Consider the following 23406-nt stretch of genomic DNA (forward strand, 5'->3'; position numbering starts at 1 on the left):
CGGTTACGTATGAGGGCATATCGCAAGGTGTCAAACGCGGTGCCGTGTGCGTACAACCCTGACGGGGGGAAACGTGTCCAACTGGCGTGGCAGAGGTTCTCGATATCACAGTGGTGGGCCCCTTGCGCGGCGCTTCGGTGCGACCGCTCAGACGGCCCCGCGCGCCCGGCGGTATGCCGGTGATCGCGCCCATGCCGGCTACGCGACCGACCGGGCTGCCGGCACAGCGCGAGGGCGCTGAGGAGAGCGTGGCAGCCGGAACGACCGTCGACCATCTCACCGAGACCTACCGGGCCCACTACCGTTCGCTGCTCGGCCTCGCGGCCCTGCTGCTGGACGACACCGCATCGTGCGAGGACGTCGTGCAGGAGGCGTTCATCCGCGTGCACTCGGCGCGCAGCCGGGTACGGGAGCCCGAGAAGACACTGGCGTATCTGCGCCAGACCGTCGTCAACCTCTCCCGCTCCGCGCTGCGCCGCCGCATCCTCGGGCTCAAGCTGCTCTCCAAGCCCATGCCGGACATGGCGAGCGCCGAAGAGGGCGCGTACGACCAGCTGGAACGGGACGCGCTGATCAAGGCGATGCGGGGACTGCAACGGCGCCAGCGCGAGGTATTGGTGCTGCGCTACTTCGCGGACATGACCGAGGCACAGGTCGCCACGACGCTGGGGATATCCCTGGGGTCGGTGAAGGCGTACGGTTCCCGCGGCATCGCGGCACTGCGCGTGGTGATGGAGGCGCAGGCATGAGCCGGCGCGACGACCATGACCACGACCATGGGCTCGCCGGTGAGCACGGACACCTGCGCGGGCCTTCACGCGGACATCGGAATGACCGGACTGGAAACGGAATTGTGAACCACGGGCCGGACAACACCCCGGGCGCGGACGGCGACCCACTGACCGATCTCTTCGGCGGTGGCGCCGGCTCCCCGGTGACGCGGGAGTCGACGAGGACGCGCTGCGCCGGCTGATGCACGGCGCCGTGCAGGATCTCGCACCCGGCGACGGCAGCCTCGACCTGCTGCACCGCGCGGTGCCGGCCCGGCGCGCCCGGCGCCGGCAGGCGCTCGTCGGTGCGGCGGCGGCGGCGCTGCTCATCGGCACCGCGGTCCCGGCCTTCGTCCATGTCGCGAACTCCGGGGGATCGAGCACCGCCAGTCCTTCGCTCGCCGGTCACCGCGAGCAGGCGCAGGGCGGCAGTGGCGAGGAGCCAGGTCAGAGTGCCGCCGGCGGGAGCGGCGGCGGCGGGAGCAACGGGCAGGACGACGCCGGTGAGGGTCTTCCCGACAGTTCGGCCAGCCCGTCCGGCAGCGACGGCGAGGGTCAGCAGGGCGGGGTGGCCGGCAGTTCGGCCGACCCGGCCGTCAGCGCGGCGGTCGACATGCCTGCCTGCGATCCCGGCCAGCTCGGGGTCGCCTCGGCGCGGACCGGCTCGGCGGGTGCCGACGGGACGGTGTACGGGGCGTTCCGCATCGCCAACGTCTCCAACACGAACTGCTCGGTGAGCACCAGCGGCACGGTGGGCTTCGAGGCGATGGGCGCGGCCGACCCGGCCAAGATCGTGGTCGTCCGGCACACCCAGGGTGACGCGGCGTCCGGACTGCCCGATCCCGCCACGGAGGAGGCGACGGTGCTGCTGAAGCCGGACATGGCGTACGAGGTGCAGTTCGCCTGGGTGCCCGAGGACACCTGTCCGACCTCCGGCGGTTCACCGACCCCGACCCCGACGGACGGTGCGGCAGGCAGCACCGGCGTCGCGGCCGGCTCCACCGAGGGCAGCGGGACCGGGGACACCGAAGCGGGTACGCAGACGCAGTTCGGCAGCGAGGACGGCGACGGGGCGGCGCAGGGCAGCGTCTCCGTGAAGCACACTCCGGAACCGGGAGCGCCGGTCGCCGAGACGAAGATCGCCAACGCCTGTGCGGGCACGATCTACCGGACGGGCGCGCTCGAACCCTCGTCGTAGGGCGGGGTGGGGCGGGTCCGGGGCGTGCGAGGCGGCTGGGCCGCGCGGGGCGGGTCCGGGGCCCGGGCGTGCTGGGAACGTCAGGGGCCAGGGCGTGCGGGGCGGGTCTGGGTCCCGCGTCGTGCTGGGAACGTCAGGGGCTGGTGGGCGCGTCTTCCGACGTGGCAGGTGTGCGACCCGATGCGGCCGGTGTGCCATCCGGCGTGGCAGGTGTGCCAGGAGGGTTGCCCGGTGCGGTGGCCGGGACGGTCTCCCTGTCGGTCTCGCTCCCGGCGTCGGCGATCAGGCCCAGCCGCAGGTCCCGGAGGGCCTCGGCCTCACGCCGGATCAGCCGGAACCACATGAAGAGCACGAACCCCGCGAAGACGAACCACTCGCCCGTGTAGCCGAGGTTCTGGAAGGCCTTCAGGTCGAGCCCGCTGTTCTGCGGTGCGGCGGCCGGTACGGGGCGCAGCGCGCTGCCGCCCTTGCCCGCCGGGGCTTCGGCCCCCGCGCCCGCAGCGGACGACGTGCCGTCGGAGCCGGAGCCGGAGCCGGAGTCGGTCTTGGTGTCGGTGTCGGTGTCCTGGAGCGTGACCCAGGCGTCGTACACGTTGTACGGCACCAGGTTGACCAGGGAGGCGGCGCTGATCATGGAGACCTGGCCGGCGGGGAGGCCGCCCGTCGCGTCCACCCCGGGGGTGGCGGCGTTCTCCGAGGCCTGGAGGTCGCCGGTCACGGTGATGCTGCCGGTCGGTGCGGCCGGCACCGGGGTGTGCCCGGCCTTCCCGGGCAGCCAGCCCCGCACCACGGGCAGCGCCTTGCCGCTGTCGGTGCGCAGCATGCCCACGACGTAGAAGCCGTCCCGGTCGTCCAGCTTCCGCCCGGGCACCAGGAACTGGTCGGCATACCGGCCCGTCGCGGTGGCGGGGCGTCCGGAGGTCACCGTGTCGACGGGCAGCAGGTCGTCGAGCGGCTCGGCGGTCCTCGTGCCGGGAGCGGGCTGCTCGTCGGCGGCCTCGTGCGTCTGCACGCGGTCCTCGAAGCGGCCGAGCTGCCAGGTGCCCATGAACACGCAGAACGGGATGGCCAGCACGACGAAGAGGTTGATCCCCCACCATCGCGGGGTCAGCAGGAACCGGTACACCCCTCCACGGTACGGTCCCCGCTCCGGCCGTCCGGAGCGGGGGCACCTCATGAGCGGCCCTTTATCCAGCCCCTACGCGTCCGTCGCCGGTGCTCCCAAGTGGCGGGCGGCGAAGTCGAGCTCCAGCCGGACCTGCTTGATCCGCTCCTCCACGACGAGTGAGCCGTGGCCCGCGTCGTACCGGTAGACCTCGTGCACCGCGTCGCGGTCCTTCAGCCGGTCGACGTAGTTCTCCACCTGGCGGATCGGGCAGCGCGGGTCGTTGACGCCCGCCGAGATGTAGACGGGGGCCCGCACGGCGTCGACGTACGTCAGTGGCGACGAGGCCTCGAAGCGCTCGGGCACCTCCTCCGGCGTCCCGCCCAGCAGCGTGCGGTCCATGGCCTTCAGGGCCTCCATCTCGTCGTGATACGCCGTGACGTAGTCCGCGACCGGGACCGCGGCCAGGCCCAGGGCCCAGTCGTCGGGCTGCGTACCGAGGCCGAGCAGGGTCAGGTAGCCGCCCCAGGAGCCGCCGGCCAGCACCAGCTTCGCCGGATCCGAGAGGCCGGACTTCACCGCCCATTCCCGTACGGCCGCGATGTCCTCCAGCTCGATCAGGCCGACCCGGTGCTTGAGCGCGTCCGTCCACGCCCGCCCGTAGCCGGTCGAGCCGCGGTAGTTGACCCGGACGACCGCGTAGCCGTGGTCCACCCAGGCGGCGGGGCCGCCCGCGAAGGCGTCGCTGTCGTGCCAGGTCGGGCCGCCGTGGATCTCGAAGACGGTCGGGAAGGGTCCCTGGGCCGGGGCTGCGGGCCGCTGGACGAGCGCGTGGACGCGGCCGCCGGGCCCCTCCACCCACACGTCCTCGACCGGCACGGACCCCGGAGCCTTCGCGCCCGGCGGATCGAGGACCACCGCGCCGGTCGTGGAACGGACCACGGGCGGCTCGGCGGCCGACGACCAGAGGTACTCCACCGTGCCGTCCGGCCGGGCGGTGGCACCCGAGACCGAACCGGTGGGGGTCTCCACCCGCACCAGCGCGCCGTCGGCGGCCGCGGGCTCGTAACGCCACAGCTCGCTGCGGGCCTCGAAGCCGTGCTCGATCAGCAGCGCCGAGCCGTCGTGGTACCACTCGGCGCCCACATCGCCCGGCAGGTCGATGGAGAGGTCCGTCTCCGTGCCCGTCAGCGGGTCCCAGATCATCGGCTCCCAGCGGCCGCGCCGCTGATGGCCCACCAGCAGCCGGGCATCCCCGGCCACCGGCGCGAAGCCGAGGACCGCCAGGCCCAGCTCCTTCGTGCCCCCCTCGGTGTCGTCCAGCTCGGCGACCGTGCTGCCGTCCGGCCGCACGACGCGCAGCGCGGAGTGCATCGCGTCGCCGTGCTCGGTGTGCTCCAGCGCGATCAGCGTGCCGTCGTGCGACAGGTCACCGACCCCGGCCGACTCGCGGTGGCGGTAGATCTCGACGGGTGCCGCACCTGGCCGTACGACGTGGACCGAGGTCCCGTCCTCGTCGGTCGAACGGCCCACCACCGCGGTCCCGTCCCGGCCGATCGCGAGCCCGGCCGGGTAGGAGGGCATCAGGCCGGGCGCCGCCGGCTCGTCCTTCGCGTCCTCGCTGCCACGGAACGGCTGGCGCATCCACACCCCGAACTCGTCGCCGTCGGTGTCGTCGAACCACCAGACGGCCTCGCCGTCCGGTGTCAGCACGCCGTCCGTCGTCCCGTTCGGCCGGTCGGTGACCTGGCGCTGCTCGCCGGTCGCGCGGTCCCAGGCGTACAGCTCGTACGTCCCCGTCGCATTCGAGACGAACAGGGCACGGTCCGGTGCGTCCTCCGCCCAGTCCGGCAGGGACACCCGGGGAGCCCGGAAACGCTGCTCCCACACCGGGAGGTCCGCAACGGACTCGGTCATCGGGCCAGTGGTCTCAGTCATGCCCCCCATTCTGCGCCGGGCGGCCGACAATCCGTTCGCCCCGTCCTCAGCCTGTGGATAACCTCGCGGGCATGGATGCTCCGACGCCCGCCGACTGGCGCGATGCCAACCGAGCGATGTGGGATGAGCGTGTGCCCATCCACGCCGGCAGTGACTTCTACGACCTCGGCTCCTTCCGCGCGGGCAAGGACTCCCTGCGGGCCTTCGAGCTGACGGAGGTCGGGGACGTGACGGGCCGCTCCCTGCTGCACCTGCAGTGCCACATCGGGCTCGACACCCTTTCCTGGGCCCGGCACGGGGCCGCGCAGGTGGTCGGTCTCGACTTCTCCGAGCCCGCCGTCGAGACCGCCCGCTCCCTGGCGCAGGACCTCGGCTTCGGCCCGGACCGCGCGGCGTTCGTCGCCGCCGACGTCCACGATGCGGCGGAGGCCGTCCCGGACTCCTCGTACGACATCGTCTACACCGGGGTCGGGGCGCTGAACTGGCTGCCCGACATCGACCGCTGGGCCGAGACGGCTGCCTCGCTCGTCGCGCCCGGGGTTTCCTCTACCTGGCGGAGTTCCATCCGTTCACCGACTGCCTCGACGACGCGACCGGCTCCAAGATCGTGCACGACTACTTCAGCCGCGAGGCGTGGGTGGACGAGACGCCGGGCACGTACGCGGACTTCGACGCGCCGACCGTCCACAACCGCAGCGTCGAATGGCAGCACCCGGTGGGCAGCGTGGTCTCGGCGCTGGCCGCGGCCGGGCTGCGGATCGAGTTCCTGCACGAGCACGACGCCTCGCTCTTCCCCCGCTTCCCGGTGCTGGAGCGCCAGTCGGACGGCTGCTACCGCTTCCCGACGGAGCGGCCGCGCATTCCGCTGATGTACTCGATCAAGGCCACCCGGCCGGGGCAGCCGGGTCGCGGCTGATTGTCAGTGGTGGGGTCCAGACTCGGACCATGACCACGACTGCTGATCTGCGCGCCACGGTCGAGAGCTACTGGACCGCGGCCGACCTTCGCGACTGGGACACCTTCGCGGCGACACTCGCCGACGAGGTGCTGTACGACCTGCCGCAGACCCGCGAGCGCATTCGCGGCAAGGAGCGGTACGTCAGCTTCAACCGGGAGTACCCGGGGGAGTGGCGGGTGCGTGTGGAGCGGATCGTGGCCGACCCGGACGGGCAGCAGGTCGCGGTCCGCACGCTGTTCACGGCCGGCGCGCAGGAGTCGCACGCCATCCACTTCTTCGCGTTCGACGAGGCGGGGCGGATCAGCGAGATCACCGACTTCTGGCCCGAGCCTTACGAGCCCCCGGCGGGCCGGGAGCACCTCGTCGAAAGGTACTGAGGGGCGGCTTGTGGCTGAGCCGCCCGCCCTGCCTGAGCACGGCAGCGGCGCGGCGGCCCTCCGGAGCCGGGAGCTCCTGGGCGCCGCCGCGCCGCCGCCTTCTTCAGCGCCTACGCGGCTTCCGCGTCTTACGCGGTCTTCAGCGCGTGCGCGGCCTTCAGTTCCTACGCGGCGGAGCTGAAGGCGGGCAGGTAGCCGCCCGACTGTCCCTCGGCCTTGGGGTGGTAGGAGTTCTCGACCGGGATCGAGACGCTGTGGAGCCACGCGTCACCGGAGCACAGCTCGTGCCCGGTGAATTCGTCCGCGACGCCGGAGAAGGTGAATCCGGCATCGGCCGCCTGCTTGGCGATGACGCCGTTCATCACGTCGGATGCGTTGTTGATGGCCGTGCGCTCCGCCTCCGTGAGACCGGCGATGCAGCTGCCGCCGATCTCGTAGAAGCGCGGGTAGCCCAGCACCACGACATGCGCCTGCGGAGCGCTCGAATGGATGGATGAGTAGAGCGAACTCAGGCCGGAGGGCAGTGAGTTGTTCATCTGGGAGACGGCGGAGTCCACGCTGGCGAGGCAGGTGGCCTCGCCGGACAGCACGCAGTCCTGCATGACGTCGGCGAACCCGACGTCGTTGCCGCCCGCGGTGACGCTGACCAGCGTGGTGGACGAGCTCAGTGCGCCGAGCTGGGTGCCGGCCACGGAGCTCGTGGTGGCGCCCGAACAGGCGACGAAGGTGAACGAGGAAGGGGAGTGCGCCGCTGCCCAGAGGTAGGGGTAGGCATTGGTGCTGCGGCGGCAGTCCCCGCTGTCGGAGAGGTAGTCTCCCGCGCCGACACCGGACGAGTACGAGTCGCCCAGGGCGACGTACCCGCCGACGGCGGCGGAGTCTGCCGAGGCCGGCTGGGCGATGCCCAGAGCAGCCGCGGCGGCGAGGATCAGAGTGGATGCGGACGCCCAGAATCTCCGTACTGACATAGCTGTCAGCCCTCCGAAGTGTGGGGGGTGGGTGGGGGGTTGAGTGAGCGTCAACTGTTCTAGCAGCTTCGGGTACCGGTCGGTAATAGTCATGCGGGAACCTGCCGGAATTGCCCGAATGATCGTTCGGTAACCGTAGCTCCGCGCGTAGATAAACCTCGAACTCCCCCTGAAACAAGGGTTTTACGATTTCCTGGTCATCACTTCGCAGGCGGTCGCGCGAAGGAGTGGCAGGGGCAGCTGACGGACCCTCAGCGCACGTCACTGCGCCCGACGAGCGCGCCCGCCCGGTCGATGCAGATCACGTCGACGGCCACCGGCGCGCCCCGCAGCACCGACAGCGCCTCGTCCCGCGCCGCGACGGCCACCAGGTCGCCGAGCGGAACGCCGCGCGCGAGGCAGGAACGGAGCGCGGCGAGACCGGTGTTCGCGGCGGCGACCTCGGCCACCAGGTCCTCGTCCGCGCCCCCGGCCCCGGCGAGTTCGGCAAGGAAGGACGGATCGACCTGCGACCGGCCCGAGTGCAGGTCGAGATGGCCCGCGGCGAGCTTCGACAGCTTGGCGAAACCACCGCAGACCGTGAGCCGTTCCACCGGATGGCGGCGCACGTACTTGAGCACCGCGCCCGCGAAGTCACCCATGTCCAGCAGGGCGATCTCCGGCAGTCCGTACTCGGCCGCCACGGTCTTCTCCGAGGTCGACCCGGTGCAGCCCGCCACATGGGTCTGTCCGGCGGCCCGCGCCACGTCCACGCCGCGGCGGATCGAGTCGATCCACGCCGAGCAGGAGTAGGGCACCACCACCCCGGTCGTCCCCAGGATCGACAGCCCGCCCAGGATGCCCAGGCGCGGGTTCCAGGTGGAGCGGGCGATCTCCTCGCCGTCGTCCACCGAGAGCGTGATCTCCACGTCCCCCGAGCCCCCGTGCTCCGCGGCGACCCGCTCGATGTGCTCCCGCATCATCCGGCGCGGCACGGGATTGACGGCGGGCTCACCGACGTCGAGCGGCAGGCCGGGCAGCGTGACCGTGCCCACGCCCGGCCCGGCCATGAACACCACACCCGAGCCCGGCGGCAGCGTCCGCACGGTGGCCCGCACGAGAGCGCCGTGCGTGACGTCCGGGTCGTCGCCCGCGTCCTTGACCACCCCGACCGTCGCCCGGCCCCGGCCAGCTCCTCCACCGCGAGCGCGAACGCGGGGGTCTGCCCCCCGGGCAGGGTGATCGTCACCGGGTCGGGGAAGTCGCCGGTCAGCAGGGCCGTGTACGCGGCCGTGGTGGCGGCGGTCGCACAGGCACCGGTGGTCCAGCCGGGCCGCAGACCGGTGTGTTTGAGTTGGGCGCTGCGCCCGCCCGTCGCCTCACCCATGGAGGGTCCCGATGCACGTGCTCGTACTCGGCGGGACGACACAGGCCCGCCGGCTGGCCGGGCTCCTGGTGGCGGCGCTGGGCGCCGGGGACTGGGTGACCAGCTCGCTGGCCGGCCGGGTGGAGGGTCCGAGGCTGCCGCCCGGCGAGGTGCGCGTCGGCGGCTTCGGCGGCGCCGACGGCCTGGCCGCGTGGCTGCGCACGCACCAGGTGGATGCGCTCATCGACGCCACCCATCCTTTCGCCGGGACGATCAGTTTCCACGCGGCCGCCGCCGCCGCTGACGCCCATGTTCCCCTGCTCGCGCTGCGCCGCGCCGGCTGGGTACCCGGCGACGGGGACGACTGGCACCCGGTCGCCTCGCTGGCGGGGGCGGCCGAGGTGCTGCCCTCGCTGGGCGCACGGGTCTTCCTGACGACCGGCCGCACGGGGCTCGCCGCCTTCGCCGGTCTGGACGCGCTCTGGTTCCTGGCGCGGTCGGTTCAGGCCCCGGAGCCGCCGTACCCGGCCCGGATGGAGGTCCTGCTGGACCGGGGGCCCTTCACCGAGGACGGGGAGCGCGAGCTGATCCGCCGGCACCGCATCGACGTCGTCGTCACCAAGGACAGCGGGGGCGCCGCCACCGCGCCCAAGCTCGCCGCAGCCCGCGAGGCACGGCTCCCGGTGGTGGTGGTGCGCCGCCCGCCGGTCCCGGCCGGCGTGGAGGTGGTCGCCACCCCGGAACAGGCCGTCGCCCGGCTGCGCGCGCTCCTGGGGGGCCTGAGGGCGAGGCCTGAGGGTGGGGCCTGAGGGTGGGCGGTGCCTGCGGGCGGGGCGGCCTGCGGGTGGGCGCGGCAGGACCTGACGCCGGGCCCGCCCACGTAGCGGGTCGTCCGACCCGGGCCGGGGGCTGAACTGGAGAGTCCACCGCACGCACCCGGTGTCCGCAGGCTCTACGGGTCGTCCGACCGGGCCGCCACGGGGCTGAACCGGAGAGTCCGCCGCACGCACCCGGCTGCCGCACGCGCTACAGGTGATCCGACCTGGCCGCGGGGCTGAACTGGACCTTGATGCTCAGGCCGCCGTCCCGGTTGGCCCTGCTGGTGACGGTGGCCAGGTGGGCGTGGGCGATCGACTCGACGATGGAGAGCCCGAGACCGGCCCCTTCACCGGGGGCGTGCCGTCGCTCCTGCGCGCGGTGGAAGGGCTCGAAGAGCCGGTGTACGGAATCGGAGGGGATCCGGGGCCCGGTGTTGGAGACCTCCAGGGCGCCCGAGCGGATGCGGATGCGGACGCTGCCGCCGGGGTGGTTGTAGCGGACGGCGTTGATGAGCAGGTTGCGTACGAGATGTTCGAGCAGGACGTCGTCGCCCTGCACGGTCAGCGGCTCGCAGTCGGTCCGGACCGTGAGGCCTGCCGCGGCCGCTTCGTCGGCGAGGGTGGCCGAGACCGAGGCGACGGTGCTGTCCAGTGCGACCGGAACGCTGCGCTGGAGCCCCTGGTCGGATGCGGCGAGGAGGAGGAGCTCCTCGATGAGGTGCTGACTGTTGTCGGCGACCTGGATGAGCTTGGTCCTGATCTCGGCCACCCGGTCGGGGCTGGGGTGGTCGGCGAGACCGATCTCGGCGGCGGCCCGCTGCACCGCGAGGGGGGTGCGCAGTTCGTGGGCGGCGTTGGCGGCGAATCTCTGCTGGGCGGAGACGAGCTGTTCGATGCGCCCGAGCATGGCGTCGAAGGTGTCGGCGAGCTCCTTGAGTTCGCCGGGCGGTGCTTCGAGCGCGATGCGTTCGTGGAGGTTCTCCCCGGACAGCCGGCGGGCGGTCGTCGTGATCACGCTGACCGGCCGCAGCACCCGCCCGGCCATCCACCAGGCCAGGGCGATGGAGAGGACGGCGAAGCAGAGGAGGGCGATCCCGGAGACCGTGAGCAGGCGGTTGAGGGCGGCGTTCTCGGCCGCGTCGCTGATCTGCCGGGTGATCGCGAGGGCGGGGACATGCTCGCCCGGCGCCACACCGGGCAGCGATTCGGCCGGTGCCGGGGAGGCGGACCGGGCCGGGGACGGTGTGGCCCAGTCCGACGGCAGCGCCGACGCGGGCACGGTGGTGGTGAGGGCGGTGGAGATGCTGGTGCCGAGCCCCTCGCGTACGAGGAGGTACACCAGGCCGGTCAGGATTCCCCCGGCCAGCACGAGGAGCCCGCCGTACAGGGCGGTGAGCCGGGCGCGTTCGCTGCTCATGCGGTGCCGCCGATGCGGTAGCCGGCGCCGGGCACGGTCTCCACGACGGGCGGTTCACCGAGTTTGGCCCGCAGCTTGCTCAAGGTGACCCGGACCGCGCTCGTGCGGTAGCTGGTGTCCTCCTCCCAGACCTGCTCGATGAGGTCGTCGCTGCTCACGACGGCACCGTCGGCCCGCAGCAGGGTCTCCAGCACTGCGAACTCCTTCCGGGAGAGCGAGAGGTACCTGCCGTCCCTGCTCGCCTGGCGGCGGGAGGTGTCCAGGACGAGGCCGGCGCGCTCGATGACCGGCGGGAGGGCCGGGCGGGCCCGCCGGCCGAGCGCGAGGACGCGGGCCAGGAGCTCGTCGTACGCGAACGGCTTGCCCAGGTAGTCGTCGGCGCCCAGGCTCAGCCCCGCCACCCTGTCGCGCAGCGCCCTGGAGGCCGTCAGCATCAGGATGCGGGTGAGCATGCGCTGGGCCACGACCCGGCGGCACACCTCGTCGCCGTGCACGTCGGGGAGGTCGCGGTCGAGGATCATCACGTCGTAGTCGCCCAGCGCCAGCTTGCGCAGCGCGGTCCGCCCGTCGGGTGCCACGTCCACGGCGAGGGCGTCACGGCGCAGCCCCTCGGCGATCATCTCCGCGAGGAAGGCCTCGTCCTCCACCACCAGTACACGCATGGCATCTGTCCTACCTCATCTGCACCTTTCGTCTTTGTTAACGACTTCGGCGAGAGAAACGAAACACCGCTCCTCGGCACGCTGCCGGTGCGGCCGAGATCCGGCCCGCAGGCTTCGGCAAGGAGAAATCCATGACCGCGCGCACCACACTCCGCTCACGTTCAGCAGTGATCGCCACGGGGTTCGCAGCCCTCGCCCTGTTCACCTCGGCCTGCTCGGGAGGTACGGACAGCGGAGGCACCGAGAAATCCACCGCCGGAAGCGGCAACAGCCAGGCGGACTCCGGCAAGGCGGACGACGCGGCCGTCAAGGAGCGCAAGTGCCTGCGGGAGCACGGCCTGAAGGTCCCCGAGCCCAAGCCCGGCGAGGACTCCAGGGGGCTCACCATCGGCGGCGACATGAACAAGGACGAGATGGAGAAGGCGCTGAAGGCGTGTGCGGGCAAAGGCGGCGTCGGCGGGGGCGGCGGGAAGATCACCCAGGCCGACAAGGACATGATGCTGAAGCACGCCCGGTGCATGCGCGAGAACGGCTACAACATGCCCGACCCGAAGTTCGACGGCTCGATGGCGCAGGCCATGCCGATGCCGCAGGGCGCGGAGAAGAAGAAGTTCGAGACGGCCTCCAAGGCGTGCGAAGGCATCCTCGGATGAGGCGCCGCACGGCAGTGATCGCCTCGCTCGTCGTGCTGGCCCTGGCCGGCGGCGGCGCGGTTGCCGCGACCACGCTGGCCGAGCCGGACACCGGTCAGGTCCGCGAGGAGTCCGGTCTCCCCCCGGCCACCGCCGACGTCGAACGCGGGGATCTCAGCGACAGCACACAGGTCGACGGCACCCTCGGCTACACCAGAAAGCGCAAGGTGAACTCCGGTGTCGCCGGCACCCTGACCTGGGCCCCGGGTGCGGGTTCCGCGGTGAAGCGGGACGGGAAGCTGTACGAGATCGACGGCACCCCGGTCCGCCTGATGTACGGCTCCGGCCCCATGTACCGCACGCTGAAGGACGGGGACGAGGGCCGCGACGTACAGCAGCTGGAGAAGAACCTGGCGGCCCTCGGCTACACCGGATTCACCGTCGACGACGAGTACAGCGGGCTCACCGCCGCCGCGGTGAAGCGCTGGCAGAAGGCGCACGACCTGAAGCAGACCGGCGAGGTGGGCCCCGCGGAGATCGTCTTCGCGCCGGCGGCGGTCCGCGTCAAGGGGGTGCGGCGGCGGTCGGTGACCAGGTGGCGCCCGGTACTCCGGTGCTGTCCACGACCGGCTCCGAGCGGGTGGTGACCTTCGCGCTGGAGGTGTCCGAGAGCGGGTCGGTGAAGGTCGGCACCAAGGTGAGTGTCGTCCTGCCCGACGGGTCGTCGGCGAAGGGCGCGGTCTCCTCGGTCGGCAGGAGTGCTGAGCCGGGCGACGACCCGCAGGACAAGACCCCCAAGATCGGCGTCACCGTCGCGTTCGACGACCCGGACAAGGTCGGCGGCATCGACCAGGCACCGGTCACCGTCAATCTCACCGGCGAGACGCGCAAGGCGGTGCTGACCGTCCCCGTCGACGCCCTGCTGGCACTCGCCGACGGCGGTTTCGGCGTCCAGGTGGTCCAGCACGGCAAGGCCCGCGAGGTGAAGGTCGAGCTCGGCCTGTTCGGGCAGGGCCGTGTGGAGGTGTCGGGCGGTGGCCTGCGCGAGGGCATGAAGGTCGGGGTGCCGAAGATATGAGCACCGTGGTCGCACTCGGCGGCGTCACCAAGGAGTACCCCGGCGGCGTCAGAGCACTGGACGGGGTCGACCTGACGGTCGAGCAGGGTGAGCTGCTGGCGATCGTCGGCCCCTCTGGCTCCGGCAAGTCGACGCTGCTGCACATCGTGGGCACCCTGGACCGGCCGACCAGCGGATCGGTCGCGGTGGCCGGCCGCGACATCGCGAAGCTCTCCGACCGGAGACTCTCCGCGCTGCGCGCCCAGCACATCGGCTTCGTGTTCCAGGCGTTCCACCTGGTGCCCGGCGTCAGCGCCCAGGACAACGTGGCCGAGGGACTCCTCTACTCCGGACTCCCGCGCGCCGAACGCCGCAGACGAGCCGCCGCCGCCCTGGACCGGGTGGGCCTGGCCGAGCGCATCGGCCACAAACCCCACGAGCTCTCCGGCGGGCAGAAGCAACGGGTCGCGATCGCCCGCGCACTCGTCGGCGAACCCGCCCTGCTCCTCGCGGACGAGCCCACCGGCGCCCTGGACACCGCGTCCGGCGAGACCGTGATGAAGCTCCTCCACGACCTCCATCAGGACGGCGCCACCATCGCCGTCATCACCCACGACACGGACATCGCCGCGCGTCTGCCCCGGCAGGTCCGGATGCGCGACGGCAAGGTCGTCGCCGACACGGGACGCGACGCCAAGGTCATCGCCGACACGGGACGGGGCGGAGCGTGAGCGCCGGCACGCGGCAGCGCCCCGCGCACGACTCCCTGCGCGCGGCCCGGCTGAGCCCGCGCGACATCGCGCACGTCGGGTCCGCCGGGCTCCGCAGCCGGCCGATGCGCGTCGTGCTGTCCGCGCTGGGCATCGCCATCGGGATCGCCACGATGATCGCCGTCGTAGGGATCTCCGCGTCGAGCAAGGCCCAACTGCTCCAGCAGCTCGACGCCCTGGGCACCAACATGCTCGTGGCGACCCCGGGGGAGTCGATGTTCGCCGGGGAGACCGTCAAGCTGCCCGAGGGGCGGTCGGCAAGGTCGGCCGGATCCACGGCGTGCAGGAGGCAGGCGCGACCGGTGACCTGGAAGCCACCGTCCGCCGCAGCGAGAAGATCCCGAAGGACGAGACCGCGGGCATCGCGGTCAAGGCCTCGACGGAGACACTCCTGAAGGTCCTGCGTGGCAAGGTCGGCCACGGCACCTGGCTCAACAAGGCCAACGGCCGCTACCCCACCGTGGTCCTGGGCCATGTCGCCGCGAAGCGGCTGGGCATCACCGGCCCCGGACAGCAGGTGTGGGTCGACGACCGCTACTTCACCGTCGTGGGCATCCTCGACCCGCTGCCGCTCTCGCCGGAGATCGAACGCTCGGCCCTGGTGGGGTGGGACGCCGCCGAGGAACTGCTCGGCTACGACGGCCACCCCACCTCGGTGTACGAGCGCTCGACGGACGCCACCGTGCACGACGTGCGCAAGCTGATGGCCGCCACCATCGACCCGCAGAACCCGCAGGACGTACGGGTGAGCGCCCCGTCCTCGGCCCTGCAGGCGAAAGCGGCCACCGAGGGTGCCTTCAGCAGCCTCCTCCTGGGCCTTGGCGGCATCGCCCTGCTCGTCGGAGGGGTCGGCGTGGCCAACACCATGATCATCTCGGTGCTGGAGAGACGGTACGAGATCGGGCTGCGCCGCTCACTGGGCGCGACCAGGGGGCAGATCCGCATCCAGTTCGTCACCGAGTCGCTGATGCTCTCGGGGCTCGGCGGGCTCGCCGGCGTCCTGCTGGGCGGAGCCGCGACAGGGGTGTACGCCGCGAGCGGCGGACTGCCCTGGGTGGTGCCCCTCTGGGCGGTCGCCGGCGGCTTCGCCTCCACGCTGCTCATCGGAACGGTCGCGGGCCTCTACCCGGCCGTACGGGCCGCCCGGCTCTCACCCACGCTGGCCCTGCACGCCGCCTGACCCACGAAGAGCGCCGCGGGCAGGGGAGGGCACAGCCCGGCCGACGACTCGGGCCGCGGGCCCGCGGCGCGGAGGAGACCTGATGGACACCAACCACCGGCGAGCCGAGCCGGGTTCGATTCCGGGGGTCCGGCAGACCGCGTGGCGGTCGGGATCGAACCCGACGGCTGCCCGGCTGCGGCTGCCCGGAGTACTTCCCGTCCGCTGCTCCAGCGCACGCACCTACGTTCGCGGCACGGCCACTGTCGTCGAACTCCGCGGAAGCCTCGACCTGGCCACCGTCCCCGCGGTCCGGGCGCATCTCGATGCCGCCGCCGCTCCGCCGGGAGCCCGAGTGGTCGTGGATCTGCGGCCGGCCGACTTCTTCGACTGCATCACCCTGGGACTCCTGTGCCGGGCCCGCCGCAGAACGCTGGGGTCCGGCGGCTGCCTGAGCGTGGTCTGCACCCGCCCCTGGCACCTGCGGATCCTCGAAGCCACGGGGCTCGGTACGGCCCTGCGGCCCGCCCCCACGCTGGAGCACGCCCTCACCCGGGCGGCGCGACCGTGAAAGGCGGGCAGGCCTTATCCGCTCGCGCCGCGCTCGTGACGGTGGACCGCACCCCCTCGCGGCGCGAGGGCGGCGGCAGGCCCTACCCGCTCATTCCTTCTCGTCGGCGATCGCGTTGACGGCGGCGGCCGCGATCGCGCTGCCGCCACGACGGCCGCGCACGATCAGGTGCTCCAGCCCGGAGGGGTGTGCGGCCAGGGCGTCCTTGGACTCGACGGCGCCGACGAAGCCGACCGGGACACCGATCACGGCAGCGGGCCGCGGTGCGCCCTCCTCGATCATTTCGAGCAGCCGGAAGAGGGCGGTGGGCGCGTTCCCGACGGCGACGACCGCACCGTCCAGCCGGTCGCGCCACAGCTCCAGGGCGGCTGCGCTGCGGGTGGTGCCGAGTTCCGCCGCGAGAGCCGGAACCGCCGGGTCGGACAGCGTGCACACCACCTCGTTGTCCGCGGGCAGCCGCCTGCGGGTGATGCCGCTGGCGACCATGGACACATCGCACAGGACGGGCGCCCCGGCCCGCAGCGCCGCGCGGGCCCGGCGCACCACGTCCGGGGTGAAGGCGAGATCGCGTACGAGGTCGACCATGCCGCACGCGTGGATCATCCGGACCGCGACCTGGCTCACATCGGCGGGCAGTCCCGTCAGATCCGCCTCCGCGCGGATCGTGGCGAAGGACTGGCGGTAGATCGCCGGTCCGTCCTTCTCGTACTGGTGCACAGTGCGTTCGCTCTCTTCGTCTCTGCATCGGGGAACGGCCGTCCGGGCGCGGCCGCGCGACCCAAGCCGGGCACGGGACGCCGCACCGGCAGTATCTCCGTAGCACCGGCGCGTACGCCGCCCGGGCCACAGGTGTGAGCTCCCGCTCAGACCGTGCGCCGGCGGATCCACCACGCGCAGAGGGCGGCGAGGCCGGCCGCGAGAGCGAGGTGGATACCGGTCTCGGCCCACTGGAGGGCCCAGAAGTTGCCCGCGGGCTGGTAGCTCACCCGCTGGTGATAGCCCGCGTCGGCGAGCGCGTCGATGCAGGCCTTGGCCGAGTCGCAGACGGCGTAGGCAGGGGGCATGTGGGCGGCCGCGTGGCCGGAGGCATCGACGGTCTGCTCGGAGACGACCCAGGAGCCCGGCTCGCCGATGTCGACCTGGGACACCGAGTCGATGCCGTAATTCGCCATCGTGTCCGCGGTGAACGGTGCGTCGATGCGGAGCGGCGCGGCCAGCCGGGGCCGGACCCACAGCACCATCGCGACCTGTACGACGGTGTAGAGCACCAGGGTGGTGGCCATGGCGGGCACGGTGCGACGAATGAGGAGGCCGAGAGCGACGCCGAGCAGGAAGGCGAACGCCGCGTAACCGAGCGGGGCGATGCCGCGGGCGCCGAACACCAGGGGATCGATCCGCGGGACGAAGTTGTCGGTGTTGTCGGATCCGCCGGCGCCGATGGCCCGGTCGATCGGGCCGCTCCACCAGGAGACGGCCAGGCTGGTCAGCCCGGCGGCGGCCACGGCCACCAGACCGGGGAGAGCGAGTTTGGCCGTCAGCCAGCGGGCCCGGGTGATGCTCTGGTTCCAGGCCAGGCGGTGGGTACCGGCCTCCAGTTCCCGCGCGACCAGGGGCGCACCCCAGAACATCCCGGCGAGCGGCGGGACGAGGAGGACGGCCGCTCCGGCTGCGTAGTACGTGGCCTGATCCGCCCCGGTGAGTCGGCGCATCAGATCGCTTCCCGCGGTGTCGTAGAGGTCGGCCAGCTGCGGTCCGGTGGCGGCGAGGATGAGCGTGAGGGCGACGACCGCGACCATGACCACCGCGGCTTGGGAACGGAACTGACGCCAGGTCAGCCAGATCATCGGAGGCTCTCCAAGGTGGGTCGGGACGCCCGGTCCGCGAGGGCGGGCCGGCTCGCGCTCATGTAGGCGAGAACGATGTCTTCGAGGGGGACGGGCCCGGTGCTCCAGCTGGCGACGGCGAGCTCGGCAGGGGCGTGAACCGGTCCGTCAACCGGTCCGGCGGTGCGCACGAGGAGGGTGGTCCGGTCGTCGGTGCGGGTGGTGGAGACGATGTGGGAGCCGTCGGGAAGGGCCGGCGCGGAAAGGCCACCGTGCTCGTGCCGGGGGCCGGTGAGGCGGTGGTGCGAGGCCAGCAGAGCGTCGATGTCGCCGGCCACCTGGACCCGGGATGCGACAAGGACGATGAGGTGATCGCAGACCCGCTCGATGTCGGAGACCAGGTGGGAGGAGAGCACGACGCCCATCGCGTGCGCCTGCGCGGCCACCGTCAGATCCTCCATGAACTCCCGCCGGGCCAACGGGTCGAGCGCGGCGACGGGTTCGTCCAGGACGAGGAGTTCGGGCCGCTTGGCGATACCGAGCGTCAGGGCGAGCTGGGCGCGCTGGCCACCGGAGAGCCGACCGGCGGGCTGGGCCGGGTCCAGGCCGATGCGGTGGATCCGGTCGCGGGCGAGGGCGTCGTCCCAGCAGGGGTTGAGGCGGGCGCCGAGCGCGAGATGATCGGCGACGCTCAGTGCCGCGTACGTGGGTGTGTCCTGGGCGACGAAGCCGACCTTGGCAAGCTGGGCCGGGTTCTGGCCGGGCCGGCCGCCGCAGACCTCGATCGTGCCTGTGGTCGGTGCGAGCATGCCGGCGGCGAGATTGAGCATGGTGGATTTGCCCGCCCCGTTGGGACCGACGAGGCCGACGACCTTCCCGGCCGGCACGTCGAGGTCGCAGTCCGCGAGCGCCCAGCGCTGCCGGTACCGCTTGCCCAGACCCCGGGCCCGCAGTACGGCGCTCATGCGGGCCCCCCGGTCCGTGCGGTCCCTGTTCTCGTGATCCCGGTAGCCCCTGAGGTCTTTGTGATCATGGGCAACTCCCTTCTGCGTGATGCGGCATGTCCTACCTGCCGGACGCTACGAGGGCCGGCCGCACCGGCGCGTCGGGCTGCCGGGCCCCTTCGGCTCCTGCGCCGGGAGGACCTCGGCCGCCGTCATCCCTGCGATGTAGCCGGGCGAAGTACGTGGCCGGGCGGTGCCGGTCCGTGGGGAGGATGCCGCCGGGCGGGGCAGCCGGTGACAATGGGCCGGTGATGTACGTATCGGCGGCGGGCCGGCTGCGGGACGGGTACGCGGCGCTGGTGCGGCCGGCCGGCCCGCTGCCCCGGCCGAACGCACGCGACCTGGTGCTCGACGCCGTGCTGGCGCTGGTCTTCGCCGCCGTGGCGGTCGACTACGCGGTGAGCGCCGGAACGGGCACGACGTACCAGGACGTCGGCGGTGTGACACAGGTACGCGAAGGGGCGGCCACCTGGTTCGGTGCGCTGGCCCCGGTGCTCCTGTGCTCGGTGCCCCTGGTCCTGCGCCGCCGCTATCCGCTGGCCGTGCTGTGGGCCGTGATGGCCGCGGGCCTCTTGGCGCCGGACAGCGAAGCACGGATCGTCTTCTACGCCTTCGTCATCGCGACCTACAGCGCCGTCGTCCACAGCCCGTACCGGATGCCCACGACGGCGAGCATCCCGGTGGCGCTCCTCGTGCTCAACGGGGTCAGGGCCGCGGAGGTGCCGACCGTTCCGAACGAGTACGTCCCCCTGTTGATCCTCATCCCCCTCGCTGCGGCCGCCGGCGGCCTGCGCACGTGGAAGCTGCGCGCCGACGAACGCCAGACGCGGATGGCCGAGCTGGAACGCGCACGTGCCGAGGAGCTCGACCGCGCCGCCGAACGCGAACGCTCCCGTATCGCCCGGGAATTGCACGACGTGGTCACCCACCACGTCAGCATGATGGTCATCCAGGCCGGCGCCGCCCGGAAGGTCATGGACGCCGCCCCCGACCTGACCCTCGAGGCGCTTCTGGCGATCGAGTCCGGGGGACGGGCGGCGATGGCGGAACTACGCCACACCATGGGACTGCTCACCATGAACACCGGCGACGACGGCGAGGCAGGTACCGGCACCGGCTCCGCGGCTCTCGCCCCGCAGCCGGGCTTGGACGAGCTGGCGTCCCTCGTCGGCAGGGTGCGGAGCACCGGCGTACCCGTGGAACTGACCGTGACGGGGACGCCCCACCCCGTGCCGCCGGGCGTCGGCCTGGCCGCCTACCGGGTGGTTCAGGAAGCGCTGACCAACACGGTGAAGCACGCGGCGGGCGCGAGCGCGAAGGTGGTCGTCGAATACGGTGCCGGCCGCCTGTACGTGGAGATCACCGACACCGGAGGCCGCCCGAGCACCTCCGCGGCCACCGGGGACGGACACGGGCTCATGGGCCTGCGTGAACGCCTGAGCCTCTACGGCGGCACCCTGCGCGCGGACCCGCGCCCCGGCGGCGGCTTCCGCACGGCCGCCCTGATTCCCCTGGAGGCAATGTGACCGGCCCGCTGCGTGTGGTGGTCGCGGACGACCAGGCGCTCGTCCGTACCGGCTTCCGGATGATCCTGGCGTCGGAGGGCATCGACGTGGTCGCGGAGGCCGCCAACGGCGCGGAAGCCGTCCGGGCGGTCCGTCGCACCCGGCCCGACGTGGTCCTGATGGACATCCGGATGCCCGAACTCGACGGCCTGGAGGCCACCCGCCGCATCCTCACGGGCGCGCCCGGCGAACCGCGTGTGATCATCCTGACCACGTTCGACCTGGACGACGTCGTCTACGAGGCGCTGACGGCCGGAGCCAGCGGCTTCCTGCTCAAGGACGTCACCCCGGAACACCTGGTCGCGGCGGTCCGCGTGGTCCGCACGGGCGACGCGCTGCTGGCCCCGGCCATCACCCGCCGCCTCGTCGAACGGCACGCCCGCCAGGCACCCGCGCCGCCGGCCGGCACTCCCGCGGGGCTCCACCCCGACCTTTCCGCGCTGACCCCGCGCGAACTCGAAGTGCTGCGCCTGCTCGCCCGGGGACTGAGCAACACGGAACTCGCGGACCGCCTCCACCTGTCCGGAACGACCGTCAAGACCCACGTCTCGCGCATCCTCGCCAAGCTCCAACTGCGCGACCGCGTACAGGCCGTGGTGGCCGCCTACGAGACCGGGCTGGTCAGCGCGGCCCGGGACGGCATACCCGTCCCGGGCGGCGCGGACGGCGGGCGGCGCGAACCGTGAACCACCCACGCCGCTCCAGCCGGCCTCCCGGGCGAGCGTCGGCGGCGCCGGGGGGCCGTGGCGGCGTCCGTGGCGCCGACGGGCGATGTCCGGATGTGACAGATAGCCGTCATTGCAGTCATGCCGCCCGGCGGTGACGATGGACGCATGTCCTCCAGCACCTGCCGCGTGGTGATCGCGGTCTTCGCCGACGTCGACCTGCTCGACGTCACCGGTCCGGCCGAGGTGTTCGCCCTGGCCAACCGGGAGACCGGCGGTGGTGCGGGGTACGAGGTCAGGCTGGCCGGTCCCGAAAGGAGGCCGGTGCTCACTTCGGCCGGGGTGCGCCTCATGGCGGACCTGGCGTTCGACGAGGTGGGGGCCGCCGTGGACACGCTGCTGGTTCCCGGCGCCGTCGACATGCGCCCGGAAGGTCCGGTGGCGCGTGTCGACGACGAGGTGGTGGCGTGGGTACGGGCCACGGCTCCGCACGCGCGTCGCATCGCGTCGGTGTGCGTGGGCGCGCACGTGCTGGCCGCGGCGGGGCTTCTGGACGGGCGGCGGGCCACCACCCACTGGTCGACCGCGGCGCAGCTGGCGGCCGACCACCCCGAGGTGCGGGTCGACCCGGACCCGATCTTCGTGCGTTCCGGCAAGGTGTGGACGGGTGCGGGCATCAGTACCTGCATGGACCTGGCCCTCGCGCTGGTGGCTGAGGACCACAGCGAGGAGCTGGCACTGGTGGTGGCCCGGCAGTTGGTGATGTACCTCAAGAGGCAGGGCGGCCAGAGCCAGTTCAGCGTCCCGCTGAGCCGGCCGGCCGCGACGCGTCGGGACATCGACGAGCTGCGGGTGTTCATCACCGGGCACCTGGACTCCGACCTCTCGGCGTCCGCGCTGGCGCAGCGCATGTCCCTGAGTGAGCGTCACTTCGCCCGCGTCTTCCACCAGGAGACCGGCACCAGTCCGGCCGCGTACGTGGAAGCCGCCAGGGTCGAGGCGGCGCGCCGCCTGCTGGAGGCCACCGACGATCCGCTGGAACGGGTCGCGGCCGCTGCGGGCCTGGGCTCGGTGGAGACCCTGCACCGGGCGTTCCGGAAGCAGATCAGCACCACCCCGGCCGCCTACCGCCGCCGTTTCCGCACCACCGCCTGAGCCTTTCGCTTCCCTCTTCGTCCTCCGGTCCCTCTTTTACCTCCGGCGCGTGAGCCCGCGCGCCGGTGGCCTCGTCACACCCGAATCAGTTCCCGAGGCCGGTACTTCGGCCGTTTTTGGTCCGCCCTCGTCTCCGGTCCGGTCCCTCTCTACGGTCCGACTGTCCGCAGGTCCGGCTCACTTCGGTCCGGCTCCCGTTAGTCCAAAGTCCCTCTCTCCGAAAGGACCCTTCAGTCATGAACGCCTCCACCCCCCTGCGCGCTGTCATCGGTCTCGACAACACGCTGCCCCGTCTCGCTGCGACCACCCTGATCATGATCGACTTCCAGAACACCTACCGCACCGGCGTGATGGCCCTGGAAGGCGCCGAGCCCGCGCTGGCCGCCGGGGCGCGGCTGCTGGCGGCGGCCCGCGAGGCGGGTGCGCCGGTCATCCACATCGTCAACGACGGCGGCGAGGGAACCCCGTACGACATCCGCGCGCAGATCGGTGCCATCAGCCCCGAAGTGGCCCCGGCCGAAGGCGAGCCGGTCGTCGTCAAGCAGTTCCCCGACGCCTTCCACGACACGGAGTTGGAGAAGCTCCTGCGCGAGCGGGGCGCCGGGCCTGACCTGGTGCTGGCCGGGTTCATGACCCACATGTGCGTCACCTTCACCGCCCAGGGCGCCTTCAATCACGGCTACCGGCCCACGGTGGTGGCCGAGGCCACCGCCACCCGCGCCCTGCCCGCCCCCGACGGCGGCACCCTGCCCGCCGCCACCCTCCAGACCGCGGCCCTGACCACCGTCGCCGACCTCTTCGGCTTGGTGGCCCCGAGGTCGCCGATCTCGCGGGCTGACCCGCCCCGTCCCGGCCGCCGTCAGGCGTCGCGCGGGGGCTGCGTCTCGGCGGGGAAGAGGATGGGGCTCAGCAGGTGGCGGGTGCGTTCCGGCGCGGGGCCCAGCGCCATCCGGGCAGTGATGACCTCACGCATCTCGCCGATCATCTCGGTGAGTTCGTCCGGGCTGAGCCAGAGCGCGTGCTGGCGGAAGCCCACCGCGTCGGCGACCGGGTCGGATCCGTCGCGGTCGAGGTAGGCGCTGAACTCGGCCAGGAGCGTGGCCATGGCCACGGCGAAGGCCCGGCGGTAGTCCTCCGGCGACAGGGACGCGGCCGTCGCGGCGTCGATCACCGCCCGGTCGCGGTGCAGCCGGTAGCGACGCTCGACCGAACCCCGCACCCGCTGTTCGCCCTCCACGCTCAGCAGGCCACCGTCCGCCAGCAGGCCGACGTGCCGGTAGACGGTGGCCTTCGAGACGTCGGGGAGCAGCGCGCAGAGCTCGGTGGTGGTTCGTGTCCGCCCGTCGTGCATGGCGTGCACGACGCGCATCCGTACCGGGTGCAGAAGCAGATCAACGGTGTCCATGGACACAGATTCTCATCCTCGATACCTTTCTCAAACTTGAGAAC

At 72.4% G+C, this 23406-nt stretch carries 19 protein-coding genes and 5 pseudogenes; 14 read left to right on the forward strand and 10 right to left on the reverse strand.

The genetic code is table 11. The features are described from left to right. Positions 1-173: 173 nt before the first annotated feature. Positions 174-749, forward strand: coding sequence for a SigE family RNA polymerase sigma factor (locus tag LNW71_RS16510; protein ID WP_250968923.1), 576 nt, complete (start codon positions 174-176; stop codon positions 747-749). 235 nt (positions 750-984) lie between these two features. Beyond that, positions 985-1968 (forward strand): hypothetical protein, encoded by a 984-nt coding sequence (locus LNW71_RS16515; protein WP_308294495.1) that lies wholly within the window; start codon positions 985-987, stop codon positions 1966-1968. A gap of 133 nt (positions 1969-2101) precedes the next feature. Here the strand turns inward: LNW71_RS16515 and LNW71_RS16520 are convergent, their stop codons facing one another. Next, on the reverse strand, positions 2102-3094 hold the full coding sequence (locus LNW71_RS16520; protein ID WP_250968924.1) for an SURF1 family protein: 993 nt from the start codon (positions 3092-3094) through the stop codon (positions 2102-2104). A gap of 72 nt (positions 3095-3166) precedes the next feature. After that, the gene (locus tag LNW71_RS16525; RefSeq protein WP_374119420.1) at positions 3167-5011 is read right to left on the reverse strand and encodes a prolyl oligopeptidase family serine peptidase; all 1845 of its coding nucleotides are present in this window, start codon (positions 5009-5011) and stop codon (positions 3167-3169) included. A 71-nt stretch (positions 5012-5082) separates the two neighbouring features. Between LNW71_RS16525 and LNW71_RS16530 the strand changes: the two are divergent. Together LNW71_RS16530 and LNW71_RS16535 are read left to right on the forward strand one after the other, a co-directional pair. Next, positions 5083-5927, forward strand: a pseudogene (locus LNW71_RS16530) (class I SAM-dependent methyltransferase). 29 nt (positions 5928-5956) lie between these two features. After that, the gene (locus LNW71_RS16535; RefSeq protein ID WP_250968926.1) at positions 5957-6346 is read left to right on the forward strand and encodes a nuclear transport factor 2 family protein; all 390 of its coding nucleotides are present in this window, start codon (positions 5957-5959) and stop codon (positions 6344-6346) included. A gap of 164 nt (positions 6347-6510) precedes the next feature. Here LNW71_RS16535 and LNW71_RS16540 read toward each other — a convergent pair whose 3' ends face one another. Further along, positions 6511-7314: an SGNH/GDSL hydrolase family protein gene (locus LNW71_RS16540; RefSeq protein WP_250968927.1), complete on the reverse strand. Its 804-nt coding sequence runs from the start codon at positions 7312-7314 to the stop codon at positions 6511-6513. A gap of 251 nt (positions 7315-7565) precedes the next feature. Continuing rightward, positions 7566-8680, reverse strand: a pseudogene (locus LNW71_RS16545) (cobalt-precorrin-5B (C(1))-methyltransferase). Positions 8681-8691: 11 nt separating this feature from the next. Here LNW71_RS16545 and LNW71_RS16550 point away from each other — a divergent pair. Further along, on the forward strand, positions 8692-9468 hold the full coding sequence (locus LNW71_RS16550) for a cobalt-precorrin-6A reductase (protein ID WP_250968928.1): 777 nt from the start codon (positions 8692-8694) through the stop codon (positions 9466-9468). Between the two features lie 217 nt (positions 9469-9685). On the opposite strand, the gene LNW71_RS16555 is transcribed toward LNW71_RS16550, so the two are convergent. Further along, on the reverse strand, positions 9686-10894 hold the full coding sequence (locus LNW71_RS16555; protein ID WP_250968929.1) for an ATP-binding protein: 1209 nt from the start codon (positions 10892-10894) through the stop codon (positions 9686-9688). Then, positions 10891-11556 carry a response regulator transcription factor gene (locus LNW71_RS16560; protein ID WP_250968930.1) on the reverse strand — a complete coding sequence of 222 codons (666 nt, stop codon included), beginning with the start codon at positions 11554-11556 and terminating at the stop codon, positions 10891-10893. The genes LNW71_RS16555 and LNW71_RS16560 overlap by 4 nt, the downstream gene beginning before the upstream one ends. 131 nt (positions 11557-11687) lie before the next feature. Between LNW71_RS16560 and LNW71_RS16565 the strand changes: the two genes are divergently transcribed. From LNW71_RS16565 to LNW71_RS16585, 5 genes and pseudogenes are all read left to right on the forward strand, one after another. Beyond that, positions 11688-12209, forward strand: coding sequence for a hypothetical protein (locus LNW71_RS16565; RefSeq protein WP_250968931.1), 522 nt, complete (start codon positions 11688-11690; stop codon positions 12207-12209). Beyond that, positions 12206-13266 (forward strand): annotated as a pseudogene (locus tag LNW71_RS16570) (efflux RND transporter periplasmic adaptor subunit). Before LNW71_RS16565 ends, LNW71_RS16570 begins: the two are co-directional and overlap by 4 nt. Continuing rightward, positions 13263-13976 carry an ABC transporter ATP-binding protein gene (locus LNW71_RS16575; protein ID WP_250968932.1) on the forward strand — a complete coding sequence of 238 codons (714 nt, stop codon included), beginning with the start codon at positions 13263-13265 and terminating at the stop codon, positions 13974-13976. Before LNW71_RS16570 ends, LNW71_RS16575 begins: the two are co-directional and overlap by 4 nt. Then, positions 13973-15195 (forward strand): annotated as a pseudogene (locus LNW71_RS16580) (ABC transporter permease). The gene LNW71_RS16575 and the pseudogene LNW71_RS16580 overlap by 4 nt, the downstream one beginning before the upstream one ends. 82 nt (positions 15196-15277) lie before the next feature. After that, positions 15278-15745: an anti-sigma factor antagonist gene (locus LNW71_RS16585; protein WP_250968933.1), complete on the forward strand. Its 468-nt coding sequence runs from the start codon at positions 15278-15280 to the stop codon at positions 15743-15745. A gap of 90 nt (positions 15746-15835) precedes the next feature. Here LNW71_RS16585 and LNW71_RS16590 read toward each other — a convergent pair whose 3' ends face one another. The 3 genes from LNW71_RS16590 to LNW71_RS16600 all read right to left on the reverse strand — a co-directional run bounded on the left by LNW71_RS16590 (position 15836) and on the right by LNW71_RS16600 (position 18533). Further along, on the reverse strand, positions 15836-16462 hold the full coding sequence (locus tag LNW71_RS16590) for a precorrin-8X methylmutase (RefSeq protein WP_250968934.1): 627 nt from the start codon (positions 16460-16462) through the stop codon (positions 15836-15838). A gap of 146 nt (positions 16463-16608) precedes the next feature. Next, positions 16609-17589 (reverse strand): ABC transporter permease, encoded by a 981-nt coding sequence (locus LNW71_RS16595; RefSeq protein WP_250968935.1) that lies wholly within the window; start codon positions 17587-17589, stop codon positions 16609-16611. Then, entirely contained in the window at positions 17586-18533 is a 948-nt protein-coding gene (locus tag LNW71_RS16600; protein ID WP_250968936.1) for an ABC transporter ATP-binding protein, read from the reverse strand. The genes LNW71_RS16595 and LNW71_RS16600 overlap by 4 nt, the downstream gene beginning before the upstream one ends. A 290-nt stretch (positions 18534-18823) precedes the next feature. On the opposite strand from LNW71_RS16600, the gene LNW71_RS16605 reads away from it, so the two are divergent. The 4 genes and pseudogenes from LNW71_RS16605 to LNW71_RS16620 form a co-directional block, all read left to right on the forward strand. Beyond that, on the forward strand, positions 18824-20098 hold the full coding sequence (locus LNW71_RS16605; protein WP_250972038.1) for a sensor histidine kinase: 1275 nt from the start codon (positions 18824-18826) through the stop codon (positions 20096-20098). Further along, entirely contained in the window at positions 20095-20823 is a 729-nt protein-coding gene (locus tag LNW71_RS16610; RefSeq protein WP_250968937.1) for a response regulator transcription factor, read from the forward strand. The genes LNW71_RS16605 and LNW71_RS16610 overlap by 4 nt, the downstream gene beginning before the upstream one ends. Before the next feature lie 147 nt (positions 20824-20970). Next, positions 20971-21957 (forward strand): GlxA family transcriptional regulator, encoded by a 987-nt coding sequence (locus LNW71_RS16615; RefSeq protein ID WP_250968938.1) that lies wholly within the window; start codon positions 20971-20973, stop codon positions 21955-21957. Positions 21958-22193: 236 nt separating this feature from the next. After that, positions 22194-22772, forward strand: a pseudogene (locus tag LNW71_RS16620) (isochorismatase family protein); the annotation flags it as partial. Positions 22773-22816: 44 nt separating this feature from the next. Here the strand turns inward: LNW71_RS16620 and LNW71_RS16625 are convergent. Continuing rightward, positions 22817-23362, reverse strand: coding sequence for a helix-turn-helix domain-containing protein (locus LNW71_RS16625; RefSeq protein WP_250968939.1), 546 nt, complete (start codon positions 23360-23362; stop codon positions 22817-22819). Positions 23363-23406 lie beyond the last annotated feature (44 nt).

Origin of the sequence: Streptomyces sp. RKAG290 (assembly GCF_023701695.1) — a bacterium.
Taxonomy (GTDB): domain Bacteria; phylum Actinomycetota; class Actinomycetes; order Streptomycetales; family Streptomycetaceae; genus Streptomyces.

Coding starts and splice junctions, on each gene's coding strand:
- LNW71_RS16625 (WP_250968939.1), bottom strand. CDS start 23,362: ATGGACACCGTTGATCTGCTTCTGCACCCGGTACGGATGCGCGTCGTG.
- LNW71_RS16550 (WP_250968928.1), top strand. CDS start 8,692: ATGCACGTGCTCGTACTCGGCGGGACGACACAGGCCCGCCGGCTGGCC.
- LNW71_RS16575 (WP_250968932.1), top strand. CDS start 13,263: ATGAGCACCGTGGTCGCACTCGGCGGCGTCACCAAGGAGTACCCCGGC.
- LNW71_RS16510 (WP_250968923.1), top strand. CDS start 174: ATGCCGGTGATCGCGCCCATGCCGGCTACGCGACCGACCGGGCTGCCG.
- LNW71_RS16585 (WP_250968933.1), top strand. CDS start 15,278: ATGGACACCAACCACCGGCGAGCCGAGCCGGGTTCGATTCCGGGGGTC.
- LNW71_RS16525 (WP_374119420.1), bottom strand. CDS start 5,011: ATGACTGAGACCACTGGCCCGATGACCGAGTCCGTTGCGGACCTCCCG.
- LNW71_RS16595 (WP_250968935.1), bottom strand. CDS start 17,589: ATGATCTGGCTGACCTGGCGTCAGTTCCGTTCCCAAGCCGCGGTGGTC.
- LNW71_RS16565 (WP_250968931.1), top strand. CDS start 11,688: ATGACCGCGCGCACCACACTCCGCTCACGTTCAGCAGTGATCGCCACG.
- LNW71_RS16555 (WP_250968929.1), bottom strand. CDS start 10,894: ATGAGCAGCGAACGCGCCCGGCTCACCGCCCTGTACGGCGGGCTCCTC.
- LNW71_RS16605 (WP_250972038.1), top strand. CDS start 18,824: ATGTACGTATCGGCGGCGGGCCGGCTGCGGGACGGGTACGCGGCGCTG.
- LNW71_RS16600 (WP_250968936.1), bottom strand. CDS start 18,533: ATGAGCGCCGTACTGCGGGCCCGGGGTCTGGGCAAGCGGTACCGGCAG.
- LNW71_RS16615 (WP_250968938.1), top strand. CDS start 20,971: ATGTCCTCCAGCACCTGCCGCGTGGTGATCGCGGTCTTCGCCGACGTC.
- LNW71_RS16560 (WP_250968930.1), bottom strand. CDS start 11,556: ATGCGTGTACTGGTGGTGGAGGACGAGGCCTTCCTCGCGGAGATGATC.
- LNW71_RS16540 (WP_250968927.1), bottom strand. CDS start 7,314: ATGTCAGTACGGAGATTCTGGGCGTCCGCATCCACTCTGATCCTCGCC.
- LNW71_RS16535 (WP_250968926.1), top strand. CDS start 5,957: ATGACCACGACTGCTGATCTGCGCGCCACGGTCGAGAGCTACTGGACC.